Source organism: Cohnella herbarum (assembly GCF_012849095.1).
In the GTDB taxonomy this organism is placed as follows: domain Bacteria; phylum Bacillota; class Bacilli; order Paenibacillales; family Paenibacillaceae; genus Cohnella; species Cohnella herbarum.
On the sequence record NZ_CP051680.1, the window covers coordinates 3,454,671 to 3,481,491 of the forward strand.

Sequence of the window (26,821 nt, forward strand, 5' to 3'; positions counted from 1 at the left end):
TCCGTTCTCATCTCTCTTCGCCAAGCTTAACGGCTTGAGTGATCCGAAGCCGCCGCAGTTGGAGGATGAGCAGACATGCTCCCGATGCAAGCATGATCCCCATGGCGATATATAGCTTAAGCGTATCTTCGGCCTCGAAAACGATACGAAAAGGCGGTACTTGCCTTGTTCCTTCCACGCTCCCTCCTTGCAAGAACGGCAGGAACAGTCGGCTTGCGATCGTCCCGAGCCCGATGCCTGCGACGACCGACAACCCGGTCGTAAATAGTTGCTCGAGCAGCAGCATCCCCGTCAGTTGCCCCCTCGACAGTCCCATCGCCCTTAAGATGCCGAGCTGTACAACCCTGCGCGACAGAGTAAAAAACCAAAAAATCAAATAACCGAGCAGCGAAACCAGCAACGAAATCAAAAATCCGAGACTCAGGATACCGAAGACGCCGCCTTGCGCCGGATGATTCCTTCTTTCAATGAGCGCCCCCCGGGCATCTTCCGCTTCGGAGATCGCGATACCTAGCTGCGCAAGCGTCTCGAGCGCTGGAGCGAGCTTCGCGCCTTCCTCCATGTTCAACCACACTTCATACGGCATTTTCTCGATCTGCTGGTACAGATAATCGAGATTCGCCACAAGGAAAGCGGACTCTTCCGGATAGAGACTTGGCCAATAGGGCACGATGCCGACGACGACCAATTCCACCGGTTCATTGCCGTAACCGATCGTCATCCTCAACGGATCTCCTTCCTTCAAGCCGTGCTTCTCGGCGAAGCCGGAGGACAGGAGAACCGCTTGCTCGGCTTTGCCCAACGCGTTGAGATAGTAGAAGGGATGGATCGGAAATAAGTCCTCTCGAAACCACGCCGTCTTGGAGAAATCATCGTTATCGATGCCGACGATCTGAGCGGTGCCAGCGGCCTTGCCGCCGATCTCGACTTTACCGGTCGCCCTCATAACGCGAGCCGCCGCTTCTACGCCTTCCAGTTTCGAGTAAGCCTCGAAAGACGGTTCGTTATAGTAAATTTTGTTCGCGTCGTTCTCATCCTGAACGCCATCCCATGCCGCCTTCAGCAAGACGTCGCTCCCGTACTGATAATTCGTGCGGTCCGAAGCGTTGACGTCCATCGTTCGGGCTGCGGAAGCATTGTATACGCCAAGTCCGATCGTAAGAATCATTAAGATCATAAGCGGATAAAAGCCGGCTGCCGATCTCGACAATTGCGTTAAGGTGATATACATCGTAACCGGCATTCGGTTTCTCATGAGCGCATTCCAAGACCGAAGCAGCAGCGGAAATAGCCGAAGACAGAGCAATCCCGCGGCGAACAGGAAGATCGCCGGGATGACGAAGATGACCGGTTGAACTTCCGCCGTCGCGCCCCCTCCGCTCTGGCTGACCGAAGAAATCAGGCCGGCATCGAGCAGGTACCATCCGGTTCCCGCGGTTGCCAGTAGCGCAACGTCCAAGTAAAGACGCTGCCAGAACGGAGGCCTATCGATTCGTGCGCGTTGCTGCGTATGCTGCACGATAGAGGCTTCCGCATACTTGCGGATCGGCGCCGTGGTGGCGATTACCGCGAGCACGGTCGCGACGATGCCGAACAACCAAGCGGATTTGTTCCACCCGACCGGAATCGACTTCCGGCCGACGAAAGAGAGGAATCCGCTGGACGATCCGATCGTCTTGGCCATGAGCCATGCTAGTCCAAGTCCGATCATCAACGCCGCCGCTCCGAGCAACGCGGCTTCGATCGCGTACAACACCGTGATCTGCCGCGGACTCGCTCCCCGGCTATGCAGCACGGAGATATCGCCTCTCTGGCGATCGAGAGATTGTTTCGCGTTCAGCGTGACGAAATAGAGCACCATCGCGAGAACCGGTGCCGCTAACGCGAATAGCATCGCCTGCAGCACAACGCTCTGCCGATTGAATTCATGCAGCATATCGATGAACGACAGGTTAACTTTCGTATTTTCCAGCATTCGGTGCAAATTGATCTCCAGCCGTTGCAACTCGCCGATAAGCGACGATAGATCGCTGATTCGGATATCCCGCAGGTCGAACGCGTAAAACCAACCCGCGGAATCCAGCACGAGACGGTTCGTCTTAAGCAGATCGTTCGTCATCGTTTCATGGCTTACGAGTAAGGTCTCGGCTAACTTTTCTTTGCCATCGATCGCCCAGTTCAAATCCGTCTCGTCTTTTAATTTATAAGTACCCGAGATGCGTACGGTTAGCCGTTTCGTTTTCCCGTCGGCATTCTTGGAATCGTAAGTGAACGAATCTCCTATTTTCCAGCCGTAGCGGCTTAACGTCTCGTTCAGCACAAGGGCTTCGACGACGCCATTCTGCATGCCGTCCCTAGGCATCTTTCCTTCCAGCACATCGACAAGCTCGGTGATACCGCTTTGCGCGGCGAGCTCCATGCGGAACAACTGGCTAGAGCCTCCCGTGCCGGCTTGCGCTGAACGTACCGTGGACATAGGCAAACTCATTCGGCTTGAGAACGCTTCGGTAGGGAACCCGATGCGGCCCGGGAGCTCTTCGTTGATCCAACGATCCAACTCCGCCAGTCCTTCTAGATCGGTTTGTTCCGCGCCGCCTCCCGACTGGAACTTCATATAAAGAGAGGCGGCCGGCAACCCTTTCGTCTGTTCCTGAAGAGATTGCGAGACGACCCGCTTCAACGTGCCGTCGGCATACATCGGAATGCTCATCGCGAACGCCGCGGCGACGGTCAGCCCGAGTAGCGTGCTGAGCGTAAACCAACGATTTTGCCACATTTTCAGCAGAAGATAGGCGATGATCCGCATTATTTCCCCACGACCTTCTGGCCTTCCCGTAGCCCTTTGATGATTTCGACGTCCGTCGTCGTTTGCACGCCGAGCTCTACGTCTACCTCTCCCTTGCTGCCGTCGGCATTCGATACGAGCACGTAATTGCGGCTGTTTTGCTTCCGAAGCGCTGCGACCGGTATGTATAGAGCGTTCTCTCGTCTTTCGACGATGACGGAAGCGGACAACGGCGTGCCATGCTGAACGTTAGCCGGAAGTTTCTTTAGATCGATCAGCGCATACGAATCAAGAGAGTCCTCGTCCGCCCCTGCCGAGCCGACCGGCAGCCTTCTTACCGTCCCCGCATGATCCCCTGCCGTGTTGATTCCGACCAACGTTTCCATGCCGGGAGCGATACTCGCCAGATCGCTCGAACCGAATTGGACGGCAACGACGAGCGAGCTCATATCGGCAATCTTTCCGACTTTCTCGTATGCTTTCGCCAGATCGCCTTTCTCCGCCGTGAAGCTGACGATCGTGCCGTCATAAGGCGCGGTCAGGATCAACCCTGCCAATTCCTTTCGTAATTCAGCCAAGTCCTGCTTCATCAATTCGTATTCAAGCTGCTGCTTGCGCAGCATAATCTCATCGTTATCCTGCGAATCCCGCATGGCGGCTTTAATGTCGAGTTCAGCCTTCTCCAGTTCGATCTCCTTACGAAGTATCCGGCTTTCCGTATCGCCCGCATCGAGCTCGGCCAGCAACTGCCCCTTCTTCACCTTATCGCCTGCTTTCACGTAAACGCCGACGATTCGCCGATTCTCTTCCGTGAAAACCAGGTTCTCCTCCTTCTCCGACATGAGCTTGCCGGATCCGCTCACCTTCGACTCCAACGTGCCGCGTTTCACCGCGTACTCCGGTTTTTGCGATATTTTCGGAGGCTGGATCGAGAGTAGATTTTCCGAATGCTCTTCGGCAGGGAGCAAAGAACAGCCGGCCAGGAGAGAGACGCTCGCCGCTATAATCAACAACCTGCTCGCCAATGCTCTCTTTCCTTTATTCCGAAACGATCCGGCCATCGACCATTTGATAGACAACATCCGCCGCCCCCCATAAAGTAGAATCATGCGTGGTCATGCAGATCGCGATCCCTTCCTTTTCCACGATTTCCCGGAATACGCCGATCATCCTCGCGGCCATATTCGTATCGAGCTCTGCCGTCGGTTCGTCCGCCAACAGAAGAAACGGCTTGTGCGCGATGCCTTTGGCGATCGCGACGCGCTGCTGTTCTCCCCCGGACAGTTCGAACGGGCGATGATTCGCTCGTTTCGTCAATCCTACGAGATCAAGGCACTTCGCCGCTCTCTCTTTCCATTCCGCCCGCGGGATACCTGCCATACGCAGGCTCAACTCCACGTTCTCCAAGGCAGTAAGCAGCGGCAATAACGCGAACGATTGGAAAATAAACCCGATTTCCCGCCGACGCACGACGGTCAACCGCTTGTCGCTCCACTGATGGAACGGGCGATCCCGAAAGATCACCTCGCCTTCCGACGGGCGGTCGAGACCGCCCATCAGATTAAGCAGCGTCGTCTTGCCGGAACCCGAACGCCCGCGCAGCATCGTAAGCTGGCCGGCCGCGACCGACATCTCGATCCCTTTTAACACGTCGACCTGCCGGTTGCTTGACCAGAAGCTTTTGCGGACGTGCCGCACTTCGAGGCACGGCACCTCCTTAACGCTAGCCATTATTATTGCTCCGCCTCCACTTTCGCTTTGGTAAGCAGATCCTGCCCCTGCGTTTGAATCGTCTTAAGCACTTCGTCGACGGATTGACTGCCGTCCACCGCTTTCTTGATTTGACCTGACGCCATTTGCGCGAACGAATCCTGGAAACCTGCCGGCATCGTTTGGAGCAATAACTGCGTATTGGCTTCAAGCGCATAAAAGGCGTCGATGTTTTTACCTTCTACTTCTTTCTTGAAAGCGGGTCTCGAAGATAAGGACGGCGAAGATTTCGAGCCCGTTTTGGCGAGTTGTTCTCCATTGGCATACTTGAGGAACTCCCACGCGGCAGGAATATTTTCCGAAGAAGCATTAATAGAGAACACGCTATCCAAGCTCATGCTGCCGGTTACGTCAGGTTGGGAAGGATCTACCGGCATCGTTACGACGTCCCAATTTAACTCCTTAGCGGGACTTACGGATTGGCCTTTAGCGGTTGAGCTATTAGCTTTTTTCGCCGCGCCAACGGAAGTCGAGAAGCCGCCCATTTTCATGCCGCCCATAAACATCATGATCATCGGACTGTCTATCGTCATCGCAGCTTGGCCGGAAACGAACTTCATCGAATCCCCGCCGAATACCATTGTTTTGCCGCCCATTCCACGCATCGAGACTGTCGCACCCGGGCCGGTGCCTCCGCTATCGGACGGCATGGAGATGCTTCCCGATTTGTACCCCTCTATTACCGATTGGAAAATCGCTTTCCACTCCGGAGAATCGATCGAGACCGTCCCCGCATCCGCATCGGCGTACATCAGCCCTTTCGCTTCGCCGATCGTGCGAATCAGATCGAAAGTATTCGAAGACGATTGGTATAAACCGTTCAACGCGTCGTCGCCGTCTTTCTTGACGGGGAACCGCGCCGCAAGCTGCATGACTTCTTCCCAGCTCATACCGTCCGTCGGATAAGGGATGCCATGCTTATCGAACATATCTTTGTTATAGTAGAGCGCTTGGCTGGCGAAACTAGGGCTCAAGCCGAACAGCTTGCCGCCTCCGCGCGCTTTCAACAATTCGATGACCGACGGCTGGAAGCCGTCGAGACCGAACTCGTCCTGTTTTACGACGGCTTCGAGATCGTATAACAATCCTTTTTTCGCCAGTTCCGCGTATTGCTCTTCCGTTAAATAGAGTGCGTCCGGCTGTTGTTCCGCGATAAGCTTCTCCATCTCCTCTACCGGGTCCTCCGCGTTGAATACGGATTCCGTCGAGACGACCTCCAATTGGACATTGGGGAACATCGCCTGAAAAGCATTGCCGTACTGCATGTAGAAAGCTTCTTCGTTGAAATAGGCGACTTTCAGCGCACCCTTATCCTCCCTGTCCAACCCTTGTACCGCCGCGTCCTTCTTCCCGCCAGACGACGTACATGCCGACAAAGCAATCACCAGAGCGAGCGCCCCGATCAGCAAACCCGTTTTCTTACCTTGTTTGATCGTGTTCCTCACGTTTATCACCCTTCTTCGCTTAATGGATCATTCGTAGCCCAGTATGGTGCCGGATTCTTAGAAATCGGTTAGAGAAGCTGAACGGAAGCTTAAAGGTTGCTGAAAATGGGATAAAACCGGCGGATCGCGAGGAAAATGGAGTACTTTCGGGGCGTTACCGTACGTGTTAACCGCAATTGGGCGAGTTAAGTTCCTCTATGGACGCTATCGAACATTCCAACCAATACACGAAAAAGATAAGATACTCAGTGCGCTACAGACTCGCGAAATTGCTCTCCGTACACAAACTCGCCTCCACAAAGGTCTTCACACCAAAAAAACTCCCCGCCTTGTCTAAGGCAGAGAGTCTTCGAATTAATCGCTATAACGGCAACGTGATATAAACATGAGTGCCGGTCGATAGCTTGCTATCGATCCGGATTTTGCCGCCGTGGCGTTCCACGATCCATTGAGCGATCGCAAGTCCAAGCCCGGAGCCGCCTTCTTGCCGGGTTCGGGCTTTGTCGCCGCGATAAAATCTATCAAAAACATGCGGCAAGTTTTCTGGCGAGATGCCGATTCCGGTATCCTCGACCTCGAGTTGCACGAAGTGAGCGAACTTGCGGCAGACGACGCGGACGACCCCGCCTTCCGGCGTGTATTTGATCGCATTGTCGAGTACCGTGACGAGCAATTGATGAAGTCGTTCTTCATCCGCGTTCATCGGAATATTGGCGTCGATCTCCGCGTTCAAGATAATCTCTTTGACTTCCGCCAGCATCTGCATCTTGCTCACGCATTCCTGAACGATTTTATCGAATTGGATAGGCCTTCGTTCCAGATCCAATTGATTGGAATCCGACCGAGCCAACGTCAACAACCCTCCGACGAGTTTGCTCATTCGCCGGGCTTCCTGCAAAACGGTAGAAACATGTTTGCTGTCTTGTTCGATCGTGCGGTCGGGATGGCGCAGCATGAGCTCAGCGTGAGCCTGGATGACCGAAAGCGGAGTTCGCAGCTCGTGGGAAGCATCCGAGACGAACTGCTGCTGCTTCTCCAGAGATCGACGGATGGGAATGAGCGCCCGATTCGCCAAATAAAACCCGGCAATGACCGCTATCATAAGCCCCACGATCCCGCCGACCAGCAGAATCAACCGCAATCGGTTAAGCATTCCGATCTCCGCGGAGACGTTGCTAAGCAATTGCTGCGTTATGATCGGATAGGTATTCCCGTCCGTGCTGCTCGCTACCGAGACGTTCAGGTTACCGGAATTCAACACCCGGAAATACTGATCGCCCGCCTTCACGGTATAAGGAGTGTCGAACTTGCTTGGTCGTAAGTCGTTCAATTGCTCTTCATTAAAAGTACCGTTGCCCGGCATCGGTACGGAACGTCCATCAGCCGTCCAGAACATCTGAATGATCGGCCTATCCATCTGGCCCATTCGGAACATGACGGTTTTCTGCGGTTTGGTGCCATCTACGGCGATCGCCGGCGAGATAGCTAACGTCGCGCTGGTGCTAACGTTCGTAATAGATTGATCGACTTGCGCGAACAACATCTTTTTCATAAGAAAAAATACGGAAAAATTCAATGCGATCAAGATAACGGAGAGCACGACCGCGTTGCGAATGGTTAGTTGGGTACGAATACGGTTAAACATCAGCTTTTCTCCTTTAACATGTACCCGACTCCGCGTACGGTATGGATATACCGATCATAACCGGAGGGTGCTAGTTTCTTTCGCAAGTAATGCACGTAGACGTCGACCACGCCCATTCCCGCTTCCGAATCGATCCCCCAAACCCGGTCAAGCAACTGTTCTTTCGTTAGAATCTGCTCTCTGTTAAGCAGCAAAAATTCCATGAGTTCATACTCTTTAAGCGTAAGCTTGAGAGGCTCCCCGTTCGCGAACCCCTCCATAAACTGGCACTTCACCGAAAGCTGTCCGTAATGCAGCTCCCCGTCCGGCGCGCCTAGAGACAACCTGCGCAGCAAAGCTCTTATACGCGCTAGTAGTTCAGGCGAAGCAAAAGGTTTGACCAAATAATCGTCGGCTCCGTAATCCAACCCCGCTACCCGGTCTTCCACGCTGTCGCGTGCCGTTAGCAACAGAACCGGCATTCTGATCCCTTGCGACCTCAGCTCGGAGAGAACCGACAAACCGTTTATGCCTGGAAGCATGATGTCCAGTACGATCAGATCATGGACGCGCTGCTGCGCCAAATATAAACCATCCATTCCGTTATCCGCTTCATCGACTTGGTACGACTCTTCTCTGAGCAACGTCGTTACCGCGTCCAGCAATGGTCGGTCGTCTTCCACCACGAGAATTCTCATCGGTTTACTCCTTCGACCCGGCCTTATTGACGAAAAGCCGGCAAACCTATTCTATAGGACAAACCTTAACGAATGCTTAGAAAAACCGGAGGAAAATGGAAAAGAGCCGTCCCCAGCAGGATTCCTTAATCCCAGGGGATGGACGATTAACGAAAGTTAACTCTCCCTGTCGATTTAGCGAATAAAAGGAGGTTATAATGAGGGAATAAGAGAAACCTGTCAGCATTAGCGGAGGTATTATGAATTCTTCTTCGGAACCGATCCTGCTCCCTACCAAAATAACCCTTCCCGCCCCCGGATCAAATCTAGTAGACCGGCAAAGACTCGTTCGGCTGATCGAACAAGGACAAGCTGGCCGACTTACTCTAGTCAGCGCTCCGGCCGGATTCGGCAAGACGACTCTGCTTGGCCAATGGGTTCGTCATAGCGGGCAATCCGCGGTATGGATCGCCCTGGACGAGATGGATAACGATCCCGTTCGCTTCTGGAGATACGTCGCCGAAGCGCTATCCGTCGTTATCGATCCCGGGAAAGGCAAGAAGTCAGGAAAAACGTTCGAACAGCTTATCCGCACGATGCCTAGCCTATCGACGAATACGTTCCTTGATGCGTTCATCCTTCAACTGATCGAGATAACGGCTTCCCATCCGGTCACGATTATTCTGGATGACTATCATGCGATTACCGAGACTCGAATTCACGATAGTCTCGCTTATCTCATCGAACATCTGCCGATAACGATTCATGTCCTGATCTCTAGCCGAAAAGAAGTCCCTTTCTCGACGGTGAAATGGAAGGTCCGAGATGAACTTACAGTAATCGATGCGGCACAATTAAAATTCACGCTGGAAGAATCGGAAACGTTCTACCGCGACTATGCCGATCTCCCCCTTTCCGCTAGGCAGATCGAGAAGCTGCTCGACCAGACGGAAGGCTGGGTAACCGGACTTCAGCTCGTTTCGATTTCGCTGCGCGCAGACGCGGACTACGATCGTTTCATCGAGCAATTCAAAGGATACAATCGCAACGTGTCGGACTATTTGTTCCATGAGGTCATCGCCAAATTGCCCGATGACGTCCACGACTTCCTTCTTCGCACCTCCGTGCTCGAACGACTGGACGCGAAAGCCTGCGATGCCGTCACGAACCGGTCCGGCGGTGCCCGGATGCTGGAACTGCTGAAATCTTGGAACTTATTCCTCGTTCCTCTGGACGACCACGATACTTGGTTTCGCTATCATCATCTGTTCTCCGAGTTTCTGCGCAACAGGCTTAAGAAGTATGAACCGGGGTTATGGAATTCGACTCATTTGTCCGCAAGCAAAAGCTTAGCTTCTAGGGGATTGTTGGACGAAGCGATCGATCACGCCATCTCCGCCGAAGATTACGCGTTAACGGAAAGCCTGCTCACCCGTCATGTCGCGCCGATCTTGAAGCGAGGGGAGTTCCCTACTCTCTTGCGCTGGTTGAACAGCTTTCCTCCGGAATACGAGCTTTCTCCGGAAATGTCGCTGATTCGCGCCTTCCTCCTCGTCGTAACGGGGCAACCGGAGCGCGCGGGACAACTACTCGCAAGATTAGAAGCTCTCTATGCCGAGATGGAAGCCGGCGAGGCGCGCCAACAGTTGCAGAGCGGCCTGCTGTTCGTCAAATCGAATTTATTTTTCACCGGAGGAGACTTCGCCCAATGGTTTGCTTTTATAAGCGGTATATTGGACGATATCCTGCCTCACAACCCGTTCTTCTACAATTTCAATTACAACCTGACGGAACCGCTCGTTCGCAGAAACGCATTCGGGCTGAAAGGGGTTCTCTCGAACGATACGGAGACGATCGGACGCCTGTTCGCGGACGTGCTCGAGAAACACGGGTGGGGAGATTCGTTAATTAATCTCTACGTCGTGCAATCATTGGCCGAGGGGTTCTATGAGTGGAATCGCTTAGAGGAAAGCCGGCAGTTGCTGCTTAAGGTCGAACGGGCGGCCCGGCTGAAGCTCGTACCCGGCTTATACGTTCCGAACCGAATCACGCAAGCGAATCTTTACAGGATGAACGGACAATTCGATCTTGCCTTGGAAACGATGGACGAGGCGCTGCGATTCGTTGCCAAGTTGCCCGAAGCCCATTGGACTTCGTATTTGATTGCGTGGAAAATAGAGCTTTTCGTTCGGGAAGGTAATTTGAAGGAGGCAAAGAAAGAGGCGGCCAAACTGCGAATTAAAGCGATCGAGAAACCTTCTTTCCATCGGGAATTCGAGTTTATGGCGATCGCTCGTTTGTTAGGGGCGCAGCGCAAGGAGAAGGAAGCTCTCCGATTGCTGGAGTTGCTCAAGCCACAAGCCCAACGCGAAGGGAGCTTGATGTGCCAAGTCGAGATTGCCATTGGACAAGCGGTTTTGACGGATCAATTGGGTCAACGGGCGAACGCGTTTCGTTTCCTTAGCGAGGCACTTGCCATCGGGGAGGCGAACGGTTATCTTCGCAGCTTCTTGGATAGGGGAACAACGATGGAGAAACTGTTGCACAAGTATCGGGCTCATATCGAGAACGAGAACGAGGACAGATCGGCCTCCGAACCGGAAGCGGTCGTATCGATGCAATACGTAGAAAAGCTGCTCGATCTGTTTCCGAGAACCGAAATGCCTGAAGATGCGGCAGTTAACCAATCGGCTCTCATCGAACCGTTAACCCCCGCCGAGATCAATCTGCTAAGCCTGATCAGACAAGGAGCCTCCAATAAGCTGATCGGAGAGAAGCTCAACTTATCGGAAGGCTCGGTTAAAGTGTACACCTCCCGCATCTACGGCAAACTCGGCGTTTCTTCTCGGACGCAAGCCGTCTTAGCCGCTCAAAGGCTGGGACTCTTGTCCGAGGATTGATCACAAAAGAACGCGCGTATGCTACTTACAGCACATAGAGCAAGATCGCGAAGAAATGCATGACCGAACCCGCCACGACGAACAGATGCCATACCGCGTGGTGGTAAGGGAACCCTCTCCATACGTAGAACACGGAACCTACCGTATAGAGAAGCCCGCCGATGATGAGCAGACGAAGACCTTCGGGAACGAGGAGCGCGTTCAAGGGCTTCCACGCGAAAACGATCAGCCAGCCCATTAATACGTAGAACAACGTGGACAGCACCAAATATTTTTTCGTGAAAAACGCCTTGAACACGACTCCCCCGATGGCCAACCCCCACACGATTCCGAACAAAGTCCAGCCAAGCGGACTGCGCAAGGTCACGAGCAAGAGCGGCGTGTAGGTGCCGGCAATGAATAAATAAATGCACGAATGATCGAACGTCTCGAACAAATCCTTCACTTTGCCTTCCGGAAAAGAATGCACGAGCGTCGAAGCCGTATAGAGCAACAGCATCGTAACCCCATAGATCGTGAAGCTTACGACATGCCATGCCGTCCCTTCCAAACTCGCGAATACGATCAGCAGCACGAGTCCGGCAATGCTAAGCAAAGTCCCGATTCCGTGCGTGATCGCGTTGGCGATCTCTTCCCTCTTCGTGTAGACGTGAGTGTCCGCCATATTCGATTCCGCCTTCCTTATCCGTAAACTCGCCAGTTGTTATTCGTCCGGGCATGAACGGTGCCCGCCTTCGTTAAGTATTCGGCAATAATCTCCGTCATGTCAACCGTCACTTCCCGAACGATCGGCTTGCCCCGGAACATTCGGTAATTACCGCCCCCCGAAGCCCGGTAATGATTCATCACGACGTCGTATTGACCGTCAAGATCAATCGGTCGATCCCGATATGTCAACTCTTCCACGCGACTCCCTTCCGGACGTGAAACGTTAATCGCATAACCGATACCTTCCCACATGTCGTAATTATAATGCTGAGGTTTGGGATGAAGGTAACTTGGATTGACTTCGATGGCTCCATCGTTCGCGATATGGAAATAGGCGGATGTCCATTCCAAAGCTTCCCGGATATCCCTTCCGCTCAAGCGCAACACTTTAAGCGTATTCGGGAACGGATAATTCGCCGTCACTTCCCTCATCGATACCTTCGGACCGAAACCCGGCGCCAAGTTGTCGAAAAGCGACGTGCACGAAATATCCACCCCCGCCGCCTCCATCTGAATTCGGTTAATAAGCTCCACCAACGGATGTTCTTTAAGACGGGCCGCCATGTGATCCGCGACTCTCATCTCGCCCCTCACCTCGCATAGCGGCTGATCGAGCCAGCTCTGCGTATGTTTCTCGCATTGTTGTATCTTGGCAAGAAGGGTCTCATCCGCTTGGGCTTCGCTAGCTTCGATTAAATCGGCGCCGCTTTCCTCCACGAACCATGTGCCATCGCTTCGGCTTTGCAATCGCAGATCGATCCGCGCGAGGCAACTCCCTTGATAACCCGGTTGTACGATGAGCGTCCGTCCGATTCGCGCTCCCGCGATTCTACGGTGTTGATGACCGGTAATCAGAACGTCGATCCCATCGACTTCGCGACACAATTGCCAACCTTCGTTCTCGCCCGTCTGCTCCTCGGTCTCTTCCCCTGTGTTCCAGTCCCGCTCGAAACCTCCATGATAAGAGACGATAACGACATCCGCGCCCTCGGTATTTTTCATAACGGGGATCCATCGCTTAGCCGCGCTCGTCGCCGATTCGAACGATAACCCTTCAATATTAACCGGTTGCTCCCAATTCGGGATATATGACGTCGTTAAACCTAAGAGGCCGACCTTAGCCCCTCCCGGAAAAGCAAATATCCGATAGGGCTTGCCGAAATAAGGCTCATCCGTCCCCTCCTTGAGCAAGTTCGCTGAAAGCCAGGGGTACTCGGATTGTCGCTTAGCCCTGCCAACAAAGTTTAATCCGTAATTGAATTCGTGATTTCCGGGAATGAAAGCATCCAGATGTAGTTCGTTCATAATGTTCACGATCGGATGAGGAGCGAGGGTATCCAAACATGCGTGATAGTAAGCAAAAGGCGTCCCCTGCAACAAATCCCCGTTATCGATGAATAGCGTATTCTCTTGTTCCCGGCGCATTTGCTTAATGATCGTGGCGAGTTTCAATAACCCGTAATCCGTCGCGGCGTTATCCACGTAACGAATCGGAACGACGTGACCGTGAATATCGCTTGTCGCAAGAACCGTTAATCGCATCGTCGTTAGCTCCTTCATCCTTAGTTCCAACTCCGTATCCTATCGATTTGTAAATAAAATTTTACGTTCGTAAATCCAAATTTAATAATTAACTTCAATTAGCAAAATAGTTCGATGGTAGATTAGGGCATGTACTACCCATTCTTGCCAAAAGATAGAGGAGGAGACAGAAAACATGCTTAACCGTTTACCGAAATTGCGTATCATGCTCATCGTTTCAATCGTAATGCTCATTATCGCGGGGTGCGGCAACAAGAACGACAACTCCGGAGCGAGCGTGGAGGCTTCCTCTCCAAGCGTATCCGAGAGCCCAAGCCAAGAAGCAAGCCCAAGTCCGGAAGGAAGCCCTGAACCAAGCCCGGAAGAAAACGGTTATGTTCCTTCGGAATTAACCGTGCAGTTCGTACCTTCCCAGAACGCGGAAACGCTTGAAGCCAAAGCCAAACCGCTTGAGAAGCTGCTTACCGACGCGCTTGGCATTCCCGTTAAAGTTAGCGTATCGACCGATTACAACACGATTATCGAAGCGATGCAATCCAAGAAGGTCGATGTCGGTTTCTTGCCTCCTAACACTTACGTGCAAGCTAAGGAAATGGGTGCAGCCGAAGTCATCCTTCAAGCGCAACGTTTCGGCGTTAACGATGCCGACGGACAACCGACGACGGAACTGGCGGACAGTTACAAATCGATGATTATCGTCAAAGCCGATTCCGACATCAAGACGTTGGCGGATCTCAAGGGCAAGAAGATCGCTTGGCAGAGCGCAACGTCGTCCGCCGGGTTCGTATACCCTGCCGTAGAGTTGAAGAAAGCCGGCATCGATCCGAACACCGATGTTACGGGCATTGAACTGAAAGGCCATGACAAAGGCGTATTGGCGGTTCTGAACGGCGATGCGGACGCGGCTGCCATCTTCCAAGACGCCCGTAACATCGTGCTTAAAGACGTTCCGGACATTTTCGAGAAAACGAGAGTCCTTCACTTCACGACTCCGATTCCTAACGATACGATTTCCGTTCGCTCGGATATGAGCAAAGAATGGATTACGAAAATCCAAGACGCGTTCATTAGCCTCGGAACGAATGAAGAAAGTCGCAAAATCATTTTCGAAATCTACTCCCACCAAGGTTACGCCAAGAGCACGGACAGCAACTTCGATTCCGTTCGTGAGTACGCAAAAGCATTGCAATAAGCGACGGTAAAATAACCCGGACGTTCGGAAGCCCTACAGCGGGCTTCGGACCGTCCGGGTTTTCTTGTGTCGCGATTAGGATTTTCCTTGCACCAATCTGCGTCGTAGCTTGCCCGATATCCAATCGATTACGGTCACCAATACGATGATGCCAAGCAGGATCACGCCGACCCTGCTCCATGTTCGCCCTTCTAGCGCGAAGAGCAGCGGCGTTCCGATTCCCCCAGCTCCGACCATGCCGAGAATGGCAGCCGAGCGTACGTTGATCTCCAACCGGAACAAGGCGAACGAGAGATACGAAGGAATCGCCTGCGGCACGATGGCATACCAGATCGTCTGCAGCCTATTGGCTCCGCAAGCCTTAAGCGCTTCGGACGGACCCATGTCCAAATCCTCGATCGCCTCCGAGTTCAGCTTGCCCAGCATCCCGATCGAGTTGATCCCGATCGTCATCACTCCCGCGAAAGCGCCGGGACCGACAGCCTTAATGAAGATGATCGCCATAATAATGTCGGGAAACGTGCGAATAAGGCTTAAAGTAAACGTTGAAGCTCCGGAGAACAATCTTGTCTTGATCAAGTTACGCGAAGCCCAGATGGCGAACGGGATGGTGAGAAATACGGAAATGGTCGTACCCAGCAAAGCAATCGCCAGCGTCTCCGCTAAACCTCGCAGCAAATCTTCCCCTTCCGCCAAATAGACGTAATCCCAGTCGGGATGGAACAATCCGTTGAAAACCGCTTTCGTAATTTGCCATGCCGTTTCTTTGATTCCCGTGAACGGAATGCCGGAGAAAGCCCAGGCATAGATCGCTATGATTACGGCAAACACTAACCATGTTTTCACGCGGGCATAATACGGTTTGGGAGGGCTCGGCATATTCGGCATACGCGGAATCGTCTTGTCGTTCATATGAGTTTCCCCCTGATTCTAGAGCTGACGGCGTCGATTGCGAGAACGAGAACGAGCGTAAACAGGATAATGACGATCGTCTGATCATAGCGGAACATTCCCAATGTCCGATTCAGGTAAATTCCGATCCCGCCAGCGCCGACGATGCCGAGAATGGCCGCGGCTCTAATATTAATCTCGAACATGTACATGACGAATCCGATGAACTGAGCCAGCACCTGCGGGAGAACGCCGTAATGAATCCATTGCAGCTTGTTCGCTCCAACGGCCGTCATCGCCTCCATCGGTCCGTTATCTATCGTTTCGATCGCTTCATAAGCCCATTTGGATAAAATTCCGAAGGAAAAAAAGCTAAGCGCAAGCATTCCCGCAAGCGGTCCGTAACCGAATACCGTAGCGAAGAGAGCGGCAAACAACAGGTCGGGAATCGTCCGCGACAAGTTCAAAACAAATCTGGCCGGAGTGCGCAGAGCCCAGCCTTTCGTCACGTTGCTGGCCGCTAAGAAGGAGATCGGCAAGGCGAAGATCGCGCCGAAGGTCGTGCCTAGGATCGCCATCTGCACCGTCTCGATCATCGGTTTGATCACGACTCTTAAATACTTCCAATCCGGAGGGAACATTTTGGCTATAAATTTCCCCATCTCCGGAATGCCGCCGATAAGTTCGCTTATCGACGCTTCCGTCTCCCTAGCGCTCAGCCAGAGCAAAGCGAGCAATAATAGTACGGTCATCCAGAGCTTAAGGCTCGGGGACGGTTTAACCGGATAACTCTCGGGCGGCTTCAATGGATCGTTCCCCCAAGCGTTCGTCTTCCGACACGGGACGACCGTATATCGCGGAGAACACCTCGTCCGTCGCGTCCGACACCGAACCGTCGAATACGATCTCTCCGGCGCGTACGCCGATAATCCTCGTCGCGTACTCTCTCGCAAGATCTACGAAGTGCAAGTTGACGATCGTCGTGATGCCCATCTCGCGATTGATTCTTTTGAGATCATCCATCACCTGTCTCGTCGTGAGAGGATCGAGCGAGGCGACAGGTTCGTCGGCTAGAATGATTTTGGCTTCCTGGGCGAGCGCGCGCGCGATGGACACCCGCTGCTGTTGGCCTCCGGATAGCTGATCGGCGCGCTGATAGGCCTTCTCCAGCATGTTGACGCGCTTCAGCGCTCCGAACGCCAGTTCCATATCCGGCTTGGGAAACAAGCCGAGCAGCGTCCGCAGCGTCGAATGATAGCCGACTCTTCCGGCTAGCACGTTCCGGAGAACCGAAGAACGTTTAACAAGATTGAAGCTTTGAAAAATCATGCCGATGCCTCGCCGCATCTCTCTTAACCGGCGTCCTTCGGCGGATGTAATCGATTGGCCGTCTATCCGAATGTCCCCCGACGTGATTTCGTGCAGTCGGTTAATGGAGCGCAACAACGTCGATTTGCCGGCACCGGACAACCCGACGATCACGACGAATTCTCCCTGCCGTATCGTCAAGTCAATGTTGCTCAAGCCCATCGTGCCGCCGGGATATACTTTGCTTACTTGCTTAAATTCAATCATCTGCCTACCTCCGCTGATAATGCTGTTTGAATCTGATTGAACCCGTTGTCGGACGCGTCCTTTCAATGATTCATACAGTAGTTCGGCATCCCGCGGAGCATTCCTATCGCATTTTAAAATTTAACATTTAACTTACAATTTTGATGTTTTGTTTACAATTATTTGACGGAAACGGGCGATAGAAGTCGAATGGAGATAACAAACGGCAAAAAGCCGTTCCCGCAGTCGAGGGTAGCCGACTTCAGGAACGGCCTGCTTAATTTGAGAAGAATCGGCTCAACGAAAATCTCAACGAATGGGATACTTGTAGAAGGATAGCGGAGGCATATACGTTAAGCTATCGAGCGGAAAATAAACCGCCGGGTTTCTCTCGTATCCCCCGTGAAGGAACGCTTGTCCCTTCAATGGTCGTTTCAGCTTTATACGAATCGAGTTTCTTCCGGAGATCGACCAGTCCGATACTTCCGCGGTACCCGATTCATCGTCCACTGCGAAGACCGGCTGATTAGGTCCGATGGATACAAGATATCCGCCTACGTAGTCGTAAGTAAGCTCCAAGACCGAGTTGCCCTCGTCGTCGGTCTCGCTTCTGACATCGCCGACTTCCGGCGCGCGATAATGAACCTCTTTACCGTACACCGTAGCCAGCACTGCTCTCGCCATTCGTTCCCCGATCAGCAGATTTCCCGCGGGACTGTTGTGGATCTCATCGGACAACGGGCAATCAATCGCCGGAACCAAAGTGACGTACGGCGTGTTTCGCGCGGCTATCGTTTGCTGTTCCCGAACGATCCCCCAAGAACGGTTGTCGATATCCGTAGCGCCGTGCGCCGTATGGCGATTCAACTGCACGGTGGCGAACGGAAGTTCCGCATCTCCGAGGTCCCGGCGCCATTGCTCGACCATCGCCTGAAAACGTTCCGCATAGGTTAAGCTTTCCTCCGGATTGCAATCGCTGCACCCTTGATACCAGACAACGCCTTTGGCCGAGCCTCCCGCAGCTTGCACGATGTTCAGCATATTGCGATAGAGCGTCCCGTCCTCATGCGGATTCCAAGCCTTAAGCGGAGATCCGCCCAACGCGGTTTGAACAAGGCCGATCGGATAGCCGGTTTCGCGCTTCAGAAGCCGTGCGAAGGCAAGAAACGGAGAATGACCGGGATTACATGTCTCGCGATTTTCGATGTGCAGCGTTTGCGTCGATTCGTTAAAAGGATGGGAAGCCATATCCCATTGTCCGTTATTCCGAAACAGGTGAATGCCCAATTCGGGCGCATCGTTGACCGGCCCTTTGCCGTAACCCGCGGCATTGCTCTGTCCGGCGATGACCCACAGATCGCCAACGCCTACGTGATGGATCATGTCTCCGCGAATCGCCCATTCCAGCTCCTGATTTCCGTTAACTTGCAAGCTCGTTTCAATTCGATACAGTCCGCCGGCCGGCACTCTTTCCAGCGTAACGCTCCATGATTGGTCTTGTTGCATCTCTGCTTTCGTCCAATGAACGACGGTTTCCGCGGAGTTCTCTTTTACGATTCGGGCGAGTACCTGGGATTGTTCGACTTCCGCATCCATAGACCACTTCCCCGCCAATCGAATGGACGCCGCGCCTTTCGATTGCTGGATAATCGCCCACGATTGCGGGCCTTGAACGATCATGACTCCGATCTGATTGCTATTCCGCATTTTTCCAACAGCTCCCTAGCCGATTTTTATAGGCCTTCTAACCAAGTAGATTCCTAGCGCAAAACCAAGCAAAGCAAACAAACCCATCCCCCTGTAGAGGAGCGATCCGCCGTATTCGTCAATCAGCCATCCACCGGCGGTAGAGCCGATAATACCCGAAACTCCGAAGAAGGTCGCCGTAAGCGCCGTCTGCCCCGTCGCTTTCCATTGATCGGGTACGATCCTATACAAATACTGCAATGCGCCAACGTAGAAAAAAACAAAAGAAAACCCTTGGAAAACTTGCAACGCAACCAATCCGTACGGGGTCCCGATCCACGAGCTCAGCAGAAACCGCAGACAGTACATGCCAGCCGCTATCATCATGAAAATGGCTTCTTTTCCCGGTTTCATTATTTTCGAGATGAGCGCGAACATGACCGTTTCCGTTATCGTCATGACGAACCACGATAGACCGGTCAACCGTACGTCCCCGCCCAGTTGTTCCATATAGAGGCCGATGAACGTATCGTTCATCTTGTGAGGAATTGCCACGATCAATACCATAAGGAAAAATATCAAAGTGTGCGATTGAAGGAAAAATTGCTTCAAATGATGCAGCGAAGGCCTTACCGTCGATGCTTGAACATCCGAAAGCCCTAGCGCCAGCAGTAACGCCACGCAACCGACTCCGAAAAAAATCCACGATAGGCTGTCCATTCCCCACGCGTTGAGAGCATAACCCGCCGTCAGCGACACGCAAGCGTAACCTAACGCTCCGAACATCCGAACGGAACCGTAACCTACCTTTTCGCGTTCCGAAGTTTGGAAGTTCAAGCTCTCGACAAGCGGATCGGTCGGCAAGAAAAAAACGTTCATCAACGCTACGAGAATAACTAAACTCCAAATCTGGTGAGCTTGGAAAAGGAGCGTGCCGATGAGAATGGAGGATAAGAGCAACAGGAGCAAAATCTTCTTGATCGTCCGCGTCCTATCGCTGACCATCCCCCACAGCGGTTGCGCCACGATGCTAATCAAGCTGCCCATGCCGAGGATAAGTCCGATATGCGTGCCGGATATCCCTACTTTGGCGCTATAGATAGGCAAGAAAGAAAGGAACAGCGCGAATAGCGCAAAATAAAAAAAGTTGAAACCCTTTAATCTGGTGACGATGGACACTGCGATTCCCCTTAAGTGGTTTGGTTGGCTTCGCCATGGGCGCGGTATGCGACGATGAGCGGCTGGTTGGTTTGGTTGGCCCTGCCATAGTCGGAATTTCCGACTATGAGAAGGCTGTTGGTTGGTTTGGCCTCGCCATGGGCGCGGTATGCGACGATGAGCGGCTGGTTGGTTTGGTTGGCCCTGCCATAGTCGGAAATTTCGACTATGGGGGAGCTGTTGGTTGGTTTGGGCCCACCATAGTCGGAAATTCCGACTATGAGGGCTCGGTTAGTTGGTTTGGCCTCGCTATAGTCGGAATTTCAGACTATGAGAAGGCTGTTGGTTGGTTTGGCCTCGCTATAGTCTGGAGTTGTCAAAAAAAGTGCAGTTTGAAAACACACTCATACGGAACCCCCGTTGCTACGCTGCCTTTGACAGCATTCTTTCACGATAGATAGCTGGCGGCCAGCCCCCTGGATTAGAGGTGTAGATCCGCCGCCTGTTGTAGTAGACCATGATGTACCTGAAGATGATTGATTTAATATAGGCCATCGGATAGTGCTCCGTTCGGATCTTGTACAGCTTCTCTTTCTTTAACGTAGCAAAAAAGCTTTCCATCCTTGCGTTATCATAGCAGCGCCCCGTGCCGCTCATGCTTTGAATGGCGCCGCAGTTAGCCAGACTCTCACGGAAAGCTTGGCTCGTAAACTGGCTGCCTCGATCGCTGTGATAAATCATTCCGCGGGCATTTCTTGCTTTACAGGCATTCTCAAAGGCTTGGATGCAGAGTTCCTTGCGCATGTTGTCGTCCATGGCGAGGCCCACGATCTCTCCGTTGAAACAATCCAGTACCGCGGATAGATATAGCTTGCCGTCCGAACAAGGGACTTCGGTGATATCCGACAGCCACTTTTGGTTGGGTGCTGTGGATTTAAAGTCTCTCTGGATCAGGTTCTCGCTCTTTTGAGCAGCGGCATCCTCGCGTGTAATGCCGTTTGGATGACGCTTGGCTTTCTTCAGCAGACCGTGCATCTTCATGATGCGATAGACGGTGCTGTAGCTCGTCGTGATCTCTATTTGTAACAGCGCCAGCAGTATACGCTGGACGCCGTAGTTACTGTTGTCGTCATGTTCTCCAATGATGTCTTTGATTTTGACCAGAAGACGTTGCTGCCGCTCCTGTTTGGGCGTAGGCTTCAAGCTACGGTAATAGCCCGATTCGCTGACAGCAAGTACTTCGCACATCTCCTTGACGGTCCATCGATCCCGTCGTTTACAGATGTAAAGATAGAGCTGGCATGCCTTTACCGCTTCCGGTCTTTTGCGAAAAAACCGAGTGCATCCTTGAGAATTTCATTCGCTCGGCGCAACTCGCCTATTTCTTTTTCTAATTCGATTTCTCGCGCAGTCTTATCGGCAGATGCATAAGCGCGTCCGCTCCCGATATGCGCTCCGTCGCCGTGCAGGGTTCTTTGCTTTCTCCATCCTTGCAAGGTGTGGTAGGCTACGCCCAACTGCTCGGCGGCTTTCTTTGGTCCAATTTCATCGCTCAATCTGACTGCTTCTTCTTTGAATGCTTTGTCGTACTGATTCATTGTCTCTCGTCCCCTCGTCAGCTTTCATTTTATTTCATACGAGGGTGTTTTTCGACTGCATTTTTATCGTAGCACTCCAGTCGGAATTTCCGACTATGAGCACGCAGTTGGTGTGTTTAGCCTCGCCATAGTCGGAATTTCCGACTATGAGGGCTCGGTTAGTTGGTTTGGCCTCGCTATATTCGGAATTTCCGACTATGAGAAGGCTGTTGGTTGGTTTGGCCTCGCTATAGTCCGAAATTTCGACTATGAGGGCTCGGTTGGTTGGTTTGGCCTCGCCATAGTCGGAATTTCCGACTATGAGGGAGTGGTTGGTTGGTTTGGGCTCGCCATAGTCGCATTTTGCGACAATGGGCAGGCAGTTGGCGTGTTTGGCCTCGCCATAGTCGCATTTTGCGACAATGAGCAGGCAGTTGGCGTGTTTGGCCTCGCCATAGTCGCATTTTGCGACAATGAGGGAGCGGTCGCCCTCTTTGGCCTCAGCATAGTCGCATTTTGCGACAATGGGCAGGCAGTTGGCGTGTTTGGCCTCGCCATAGTCGCATTTTGCGACAATGAGGGAGCGGTCGCCCTCTTTGGCCTCGTCATAGTCGCATTTTGCGACAATGAGGGAGGGGTTAACCTGGCTGGGCTCACAATAGTTGGCTTCAGGAGCTCAATTAGTTAGTCCGCCGGGTAAACAAGTCCCATCTGCTTGCGGGCTTCATCCATGACCCGGATAACCTTCAAGGAGTTCGCATGGGAATTCACGGCCGACTCCTTCTCTCCTTTTTTCACCAACTCGATAAACTCCAATGCCTCGTAATACATCGCATTATCTTCCTGCGGCTGCGTGAGGTCTTCGACCGAACCGTCGCGGTAACGGATGTGCACTTTGTCCGGCCTGCTTATTTTATCGAAAACGATCGTTCCGTTCTCCCCCTGAATCTCTGCGCTCGCATAGGAATCTACGATTTTGGAATAGTGGATAACCGCGTCCATGCCCATTCCCTGATAACCAAGAAGCAGGCTTCCCGCCCCGTCCACGCCGGAATCCAGCATATAACCGCTAGCTTGAATCCGTTCCGGCTCTCCGAAAAGCACGATCAACGGATAGATGCAATAGACTCCCAAGTCCATTAACGCGCCGTTCGAGAACACCGGATTAAAAGCATTCGGAACTTCTCCCCGCTTGTACATATCATATCGCGAGGAATACTGGCAATAGCTGCCGAAATAACGTCGAACCGGGCCTATCTTGTGCAAGTTCTCCTGAATGACCTTAAAGTTAGGCGTAAACGTAGATTTCATAGCTTCCATCAACAGGACGCCGTTACTTGTCGCCGCCTCCGTCATACGTCGAATCTCTTGCTCGTTGGAGGCCAGCGGTTTCTCGCACAATACGTGCTTCCCTTGATTCATGCATGCGATCGCCTGCTCGGCATGGAAGGAATTCGGGCTCGCAATGTAAACGGCATCCCATTCCGGACTTGACGCGAATTGTTCTAGATCCGTGTACACGTTGGCGATATCGTGCTTGTCCGCGAACTGGCGCCCCGTTGCCTCCGTGCGGGAATAGACGGCCGTTAACGAGAAATCGCCTATTCTTCGCGCTGCGTTAATAAAATCCTCCGTAATCCAGTTGGTGCCGATGATGCCGAATCTAATCATTCGAAATAATTCCCTTCTATGCTGTTTATAAGTTAAACAAGTCCAGTTGCTCGGGCGGATTGTCCACGGGCAGCTCGTACACCGGAAGTCCCAGCATCCGCATAAGCTGCTTCGCGTTACCCGCCGCATGACCGCCGGAGTTGTTGTTGAAAATGATCCCGACCTTAGCGGATTGCGATGCCAACCGACTTATTCGGTCTTTCCACTCCAGGAGCTCATCCTCGCTATAGTCGTACAAATAGCGAACCTCTCTCCAATTGGGAGCCCCGTTTTGATTCCATCCGCCTACGTTTCTCCCATGCATCCGGACGATCGTATACTCCGGCGTCGTAGCTTCCAGAATGATGGGAATCGACCCGTCGCCGGCTTGCGGCTCGTCGCAGACGCTATGAATCCAATCCTCATCCCGCATGAACGCAAGCGTTTTCTCCCTGAATTCCGGTGCGAACCAGCTCTGATGACGAAACTCCAACGCGCACGGAAACCCTTCCATCCGCTTCTTCGTTTCCCGCAGCAACCGCACGTTGTCCTTCGTACAATCGAACCAAGGAGGATACTGGAACAGCGCGGCGATTAATTTCCCAGCCGACATAACCGGATCGAGGCTTTCGCGAAAGGCACGGTACATATCATCATCGTTGTCATAATAGGACTTGCCCCGCAAATGTCCCGTTATGGCCTGATAGGGTTTTACGACGAAACCGAAGCCATCCGGCGTTTCCGCCGCGTAACGCGCCATTCGATCCGGAGGCTGCACCGCGTAGAACGAGCTATCCAGCTCGACGATGGAGAAATGGGAGCCGTAAGCGCGAAGCTTGTCCTTCGCCGCGGTCCCCGGTACATATAAGGAATCATGATCTCCCCAGCCCGCCAAACCGACGACAATCATAACGGCACCCTCCTTTCCCTTAAACGACACTTGGATAAGCTTTACACTGATACTAAAACTTTATCGCGCACACATCAAGTGTACCTAGGAAAAAGCCATGATAAAAAAATCCCCACTACAATTAAGTAAGAGGAAGGTAGATTTGGAGTTGATCGGTCTATCCCACGAGAAAATAAGCCGATGATTCTTAACTTGTACAATTGCATACCCAGAATCCGATTACGATAAGACGGAAACGCGAAGAAGCGGTTAGACACGTCTTTGGCACCAAACAACGAAATAAGCTGCCGGTAGTTTACCGGCAGCTTATTATTTATGTCCCGTTGGTTTCTCCAACCGCTTGAAACAGTTCCTTCTCCGCCCATCCGTAACAATAATAGAGGACATCGTCCGCAGCGCTTTCCCGAGCCGCTTGTATGGCCAGCTTCAGATCGGCCGGACCGATGTTCCACATCTGCACTCCGCTGAAAATTTTCGTGCCTGGATTCGAGAGCGCTCTAACCTTATCGTTCTCGTTCCGGACGAATTCAATCGGATATCCTTTTTGTTGAAACGTAGCATAGGACAGGTCATACTCGAGTTCGAATACCCGTAGGAACGCCTGAAAAGCCTCTTCTTGCTTGTCCGTAGATTGGGCGAAATACCGGATGAAGCCCTGAACGTCCGCTCCGCCGCCTAGCTTATGATAAGGGAAATGCTTTAACGTATCGGACGTTCTTGTCAGCCTGCCGTAATCTTGGCCCAATAACCAGGCGTATGAAGGCGGCCAAAGATCCAACCATAACTCGATGTCGGGATTCATGCGCCGAACTTCGGCGACCAACCGCTCTACGAAGGAAGATACGCTGTCTTTACGAAATTCTATCCATAGTTTTACACGCGGCGACTGCTGCATGAGATCGGCTGCTTTGCTAAATTTCTGTTCCTTCAGTAAGGATGCGATTAACTGCATATCTTCCAGAAGCCGCGAAGCCACGATTCCTGCTTCCGTCATCCGATTCACGCAATGACGGCAGAAGCAGCTGAATATCCCTTGAGGCCTGACTTCCTTGCCGGCCCAGTCGGGAAACCGAATCCGGTCGATAAGGAACTTCTTATACCCGTACTTTTCGGTGATGGCCGTTAACGCTTTAGACCACATGGGTACGACATCCGGCCCGTTGGGACAAAGCCAATGCTCGACCGGTTGACCGCGAAAATCGATAACCCCGTTGTTCGATACGTCGCCTTCGAAATGTCCGTTTAGAAGATTGACCCACGGAATGACTTTAAGTTCGGTTTCATCGAGCGCCGTCTTTATTACCGCCATCGGATCTTGACCCGTCAGGATCGACTCGTCTACCTTCTGAAATAAGGGAGGATAAATCGCTTTCGAGTCTATATCCACATGTAAAGTCCCTTGCCCTTGCACGAATTCGTGGACGGGATTATGCGGGAGTTTGCCTGTCGGATAAGGGTTGCGCTCGAAAATGGTATTGACCTCGGGAAAAATATATTCCGTATCCCCCATTAACCCGATCAGTTCAAGAAACCGTTCGGCTCCTTCGTCAAGAATGTCGTGCGGATGAAGGTGTATGCCCGACAAGAAATCAGCCTCCTATTCCTGTTGTAACGACTGGAAGATAGATTCGGCCAATACCAAATCGTTGATCTTCACGGAGTCCTTCTTGATAATATCCGTTTCCTCATGGTACTTCACTAAGTATTCATAGCGTTGCTTCCAGCTTGTAGAGGAATTCTCGTCATAGAAGAGCGCCTTGGCGTCTTCCGGAGACTTCGCGAAAATAACATAGGCTTCAATGAATTTCTTCGCGTCGTCCGCCGTGCTTTTTCCTCCGTTTTGCTCATTCGACCATTTCGCCAAGAAAGCATAGGCTTCATCCGGATTGCTCTTCATGTAATCCATCGTCTTAAACCAAACCTTTTGCAAACTCTTGATCGTTTCCGGATTTTTGTCCGCGTATTTCTTCGTGGTTGCCAAACCTGCCAGCATGACCGCGCCAGGTCCGATTTCATCGCCGCTGATCAACGCCGGATATCCTTCGCCTTGAAGCTTCTCGCGTTGCGGAAGTCCGCCAAGATAGAAATCGCCCGTTCCCGAGATAAAGGCCGACACTCCGACGTCAGGCTCCATGTCTATTAATTTCACATCGTCCATGGTAAGTCCGGCATTGACCAAAGCTTGTTCGAGAACCATATAGAAAGCGGCTCCGGAAGTCGTCACGATCGATTTGCCTTTCAACTGTTTGCCTGTTTCGATAGCCGCTTGCTTCGGATCGTTGGATTCCTTGAGAAACTGCTCGTAAGTTTTGAAATCGCCTTTTTTATTAGCCATTATAGCAAAACCTTTGAAAATATTCAGAAAGCTGACCATGCGCAAATCTTGGAATTGCGAAGCCAGAGTAATCGAAGGAGTATCCCCGAATCCCCCGATATCGATCGACCCGTTAATGAGCGCAGGCGCTACGTTTCCTTCGACTGGGAACATCGTCGATTTGAACTTGATTCCTTCTTGCTCAAAAAATCCTTGATTTTCCGCCAGAGCCCACGGCGCGTAATCGTAATAAGGCATCATTCCGAAGCTGACTTCCTTAAGCTTGCCGCCGGATTCCGCCGCTCCCTCATCATTCTTGTCATTCCCCGAGCAAGCTGCCAAACTAACCGACAATACGATCAAAGCCAATAACGCAGTCCACTTTTTCATCTCGCAACATCTCCCTTTTCATGTGTGTGAAATGCTAATCATCTATCG

The 26,821-nt window shown here is 52.3% G+C and carries 21 protein-coding genes and 1 pseudogene; 3 read left to right on the plus strand and 19 right to left on the minus strand.

What is annotated here, in order from left to right; genetic code table 11:
- Positions 1-7 precede the first annotated feature (7 nt).
- From HH215_RS15430 to HH215_RS15455, 6 genes are all read right to left on the minus strand, one after another.
- Positions 8-2,806, minus strand: coding sequence for an ABC transporter permease (locus HH215_RS15430; RefSeq protein WP_169280715.1), 2,799 nt, complete (start codon positions 2,804-2,806; stop codon positions 8-10).
- Positions 2,806-3,867, minus strand: coding sequence for an efflux RND transporter periplasmic adaptor subunit (locus HH215_RS15435; RefSeq protein ID WP_254450499.1), 1,062 nt, complete (start codon positions 3,865-3,867; stop codon positions 2,806-2,808). Before HH215_RS15435 ends, HH215_RS15430 begins: the two co-directional genes overlap by 1 nt.
- Positions 3,824-4,516, minus strand: coding sequence for an ABC transporter ATP-binding protein (locus HH215_RS15440; protein ID WP_169280716.1), 693 nt, complete (start codon positions 4,514-4,516; stop codon positions 3,824-3,826). The genes HH215_RS15435 and HH215_RS15440 overlap by 44 nt, the downstream gene beginning before the upstream one ends.
- Positions 4,517-4,518: 2 nt before the next feature.
- Positions 4,519-6,000 (minus strand): ABC transporter substrate-binding protein, encoded by a 1,482-nt coding sequence (locus HH215_RS15445; protein ID WP_169280717.1) that lies wholly within the window; start codon positions 5,998-6,000, stop codon positions 4,519-4,521.
- A 361-nt stretch (positions 6,001-6,361) separates the two neighbouring features.
- Entirely contained in the window at positions 6,362-7,645 is a 1,284-nt protein-coding gene (locus HH215_RS15450) for a sensor histidine kinase (RefSeq protein ID WP_169280718.1), read from the minus strand.
- Positions 7,645-8,322 (minus strand): response regulator transcription factor, encoded by a 678-nt coding sequence (locus HH215_RS15455; RefSeq protein ID WP_169280719.1) that lies wholly within the window; start codon positions 8,320-8,322, stop codon positions 7,645-7,647. Before HH215_RS15455 ends, HH215_RS15450 begins: the two co-directional genes overlap by 1 nt.
- A 239-nt stretch (positions 8,323-8,561) precedes the next feature.
- Here HH215_RS15455 and HH215_RS15460 point away from each other — a divergent pair, with 239 nt between their 5' ends.
- Positions 8,562-11,201 carry a winged helix-turn-helix domain-containing protein gene (locus HH215_RS15460; RefSeq protein ID WP_254450500.1) on the plus strand — a complete coding sequence of 880 codons (2,640 nt, stop codon included), beginning with the start codon at positions 8,562-8,564 and terminating at the stop codon, positions 11,199-11,201.
- A 25-nt stretch (positions 11,202-11,226) separates the two neighbouring features.
- Here HH215_RS15460 and trhA read toward each other — a convergent pair whose 3' ends face one another.
- Positions 11,227-11,865 carry a PAQR family membrane homeostasis protein TrhA gene (gene trhA / locus HH215_RS15465; RefSeq protein ID WP_169280720.1) on the minus strand — a complete coding sequence of 213 codons (639 nt, stop codon included), beginning with the start codon at positions 11,863-11,865 and terminating at the stop codon, positions 11,227-11,229.
- Between the two features lie 17 nt (positions 11,866-11,882).
- Complete coding sequence (locus HH215_RS15470; protein WP_169280721.1) at positions 11,883-13,469, minus strand: bifunctional metallophosphatase/5'-nucleotidase; 1,587 nt, start codon at positions 13,467-13,469, stop codon at positions 11,883-11,885.
- 157 nt (positions 13,470-13,626) lie between these two features.
- On the opposite strand from HH215_RS15470, the gene HH215_RS15475 reads away from it, so the two are divergent.
- On the plus strand, positions 13,627-14,643 hold the full coding sequence (locus HH215_RS15475) for a phosphate/phosphite/phosphonate ABC transporter substrate-binding protein (protein WP_169280722.1): 1,017 nt from the start codon (positions 13,627-13,629) through the stop codon (positions 14,641-14,643).
- Between the two features lie 75 nt (positions 14,644-14,718).
- Here the strand turns inward: HH215_RS15475 and phnE (HH215_RS15480) are convergent, their stop codons facing one another.
- The 7 genes and pseudogenes from phnE (HH215_RS15480) to HH215_RS15510 all read right to left on the minus strand — a co-directional run bounded on the left by phnE (HH215_RS15480) (position 14,719) and on the right by HH215_RS15510 (position 21,530).
- Positions 14,719-15,531 (minus strand): phosphonate ABC transporter, permease protein PhnE, encoded by an 813-nt coding sequence (gene phnE, locus HH215_RS15480; protein WP_169284410.1) that lies wholly within the window; start codon positions 15,529-15,531, stop codon positions 14,719-14,721.
- Positions 15,532-15,551: 20 nt separating this feature from the next.
- The gene (gene phnE / locus HH215_RS15485) at positions 15,552-16,286 is read right to left on the minus strand and encodes a phosphonate ABC transporter, permease protein PhnE (protein ID WP_169284411.1); all 735 of its coding nucleotides are present in this window, start codon (positions 16,284-16,286) and stop codon (positions 15,552-15,554) included.
- A gap of 25 nt (positions 16,287-16,311) precedes the next feature.
- Positions 16,312-17,109, minus strand: coding sequence for a phosphonate ABC transporter ATP-binding protein (gene phnC, locus HH215_RS15490; protein WP_169280723.1), 798 nt, complete (start codon positions 17,107-17,109; stop codon positions 16,312-16,314).
- A gap of 288 nt (positions 17,110-17,397) precedes the next feature.
- Complete coding sequence (locus tag HH215_RS15495; protein WP_169280724.1) at positions 17,398-18,795, minus strand: sialate O-acetylesterase; 1,398 nt, start codon at positions 18,793-18,795, stop codon at positions 17,398-17,400.
- A 15-nt stretch (positions 18,796-18,810) separates the two neighbouring features.
- Entirely contained in the window at positions 18,811-19,953 is a 1,143-nt protein-coding gene (locus HH215_RS15500; protein ID WP_169280725.1) for an MFS transporter, read from the minus strand.
- A gap of 402 nt (positions 19,954-20,355) precedes the next feature.
- Positions 20,356-21,228: pseudogene (locus tag HH215_RS15505) on the minus strand (IS3 family transposase); the annotation flags it as partial.
- 11 nt (positions 21,229-21,239) lie between these two features.
- Positions 21,240-21,530: a transposase gene (locus tag HH215_RS15510; RefSeq protein WP_169280726.1), complete on the minus strand. Its 291-nt coding sequence runs from the start codon at positions 21,528-21,530 to the stop codon at positions 21,240-21,242.
- Between the two features lie 112 nt (positions 21,531-21,642).
- On the opposite strand from HH215_RS15510, the gene HH215_RS15515 reads away from it, so the two are divergent.
- Positions 21,643-22,197 (plus strand): hypothetical protein, encoded by a 555-nt coding sequence (locus HH215_RS15515; protein WP_169280727.1) that lies wholly within the window; start codon positions 21,643-21,645, stop codon positions 22,195-22,197.
- Here HH215_RS15515 and HH215_RS15520 read toward each other — a convergent pair.
- The 4 genes from HH215_RS15520 to HH215_RS15535 all read right to left on the minus strand — a co-directional run bounded on the left by HH215_RS15520 (position 22,194) and on the right by HH215_RS15535 (position 26,773).
- Positions 22,194-23,180, minus strand: a complete 987-nt coding sequence (locus HH215_RS15520) for a Gfo/Idh/MocA family protein (protein ID WP_169280728.1) — start codon at positions 23,178-23,180, stop codon at positions 22,194-22,196. The two genes, HH215_RS15515 and HH215_RS15520, sit on opposite strands and share 4 nt — an antisense overlap.
- 25 nt (positions 23,181-23,205) lie before the next feature.
- Positions 23,206-24,069 (minus strand): DUF72 domain-containing protein, encoded by an 864-nt coding sequence (locus tag HH215_RS15525; RefSeq protein ID WP_169280729.1) that lies wholly within the window; start codon positions 24,067-24,069, stop codon positions 23,206-23,208.
- Positions 24,070-24,382: 313 nt separating this feature from the next.
- Positions 24,383-25,654, minus strand: coding sequence for a hypothetical protein (locus HH215_RS15530; RefSeq protein WP_169280730.1), 1,272 nt, complete (start codon positions 25,652-25,654; stop codon positions 24,383-24,385).
- A 12-nt stretch (positions 25,655-25,666) separates the two neighbouring features.
- On the minus strand, positions 25,667-26,773 hold the full coding sequence (locus HH215_RS15535; protein WP_169280731.1) for an ABC transporter substrate-binding protein: 1,107 nt from the start codon (positions 26,771-26,773) through the stop codon (positions 25,667-25,669).
- Between the last annotated feature and the right edge of the window lie 48 nt (positions 26,774-26,821).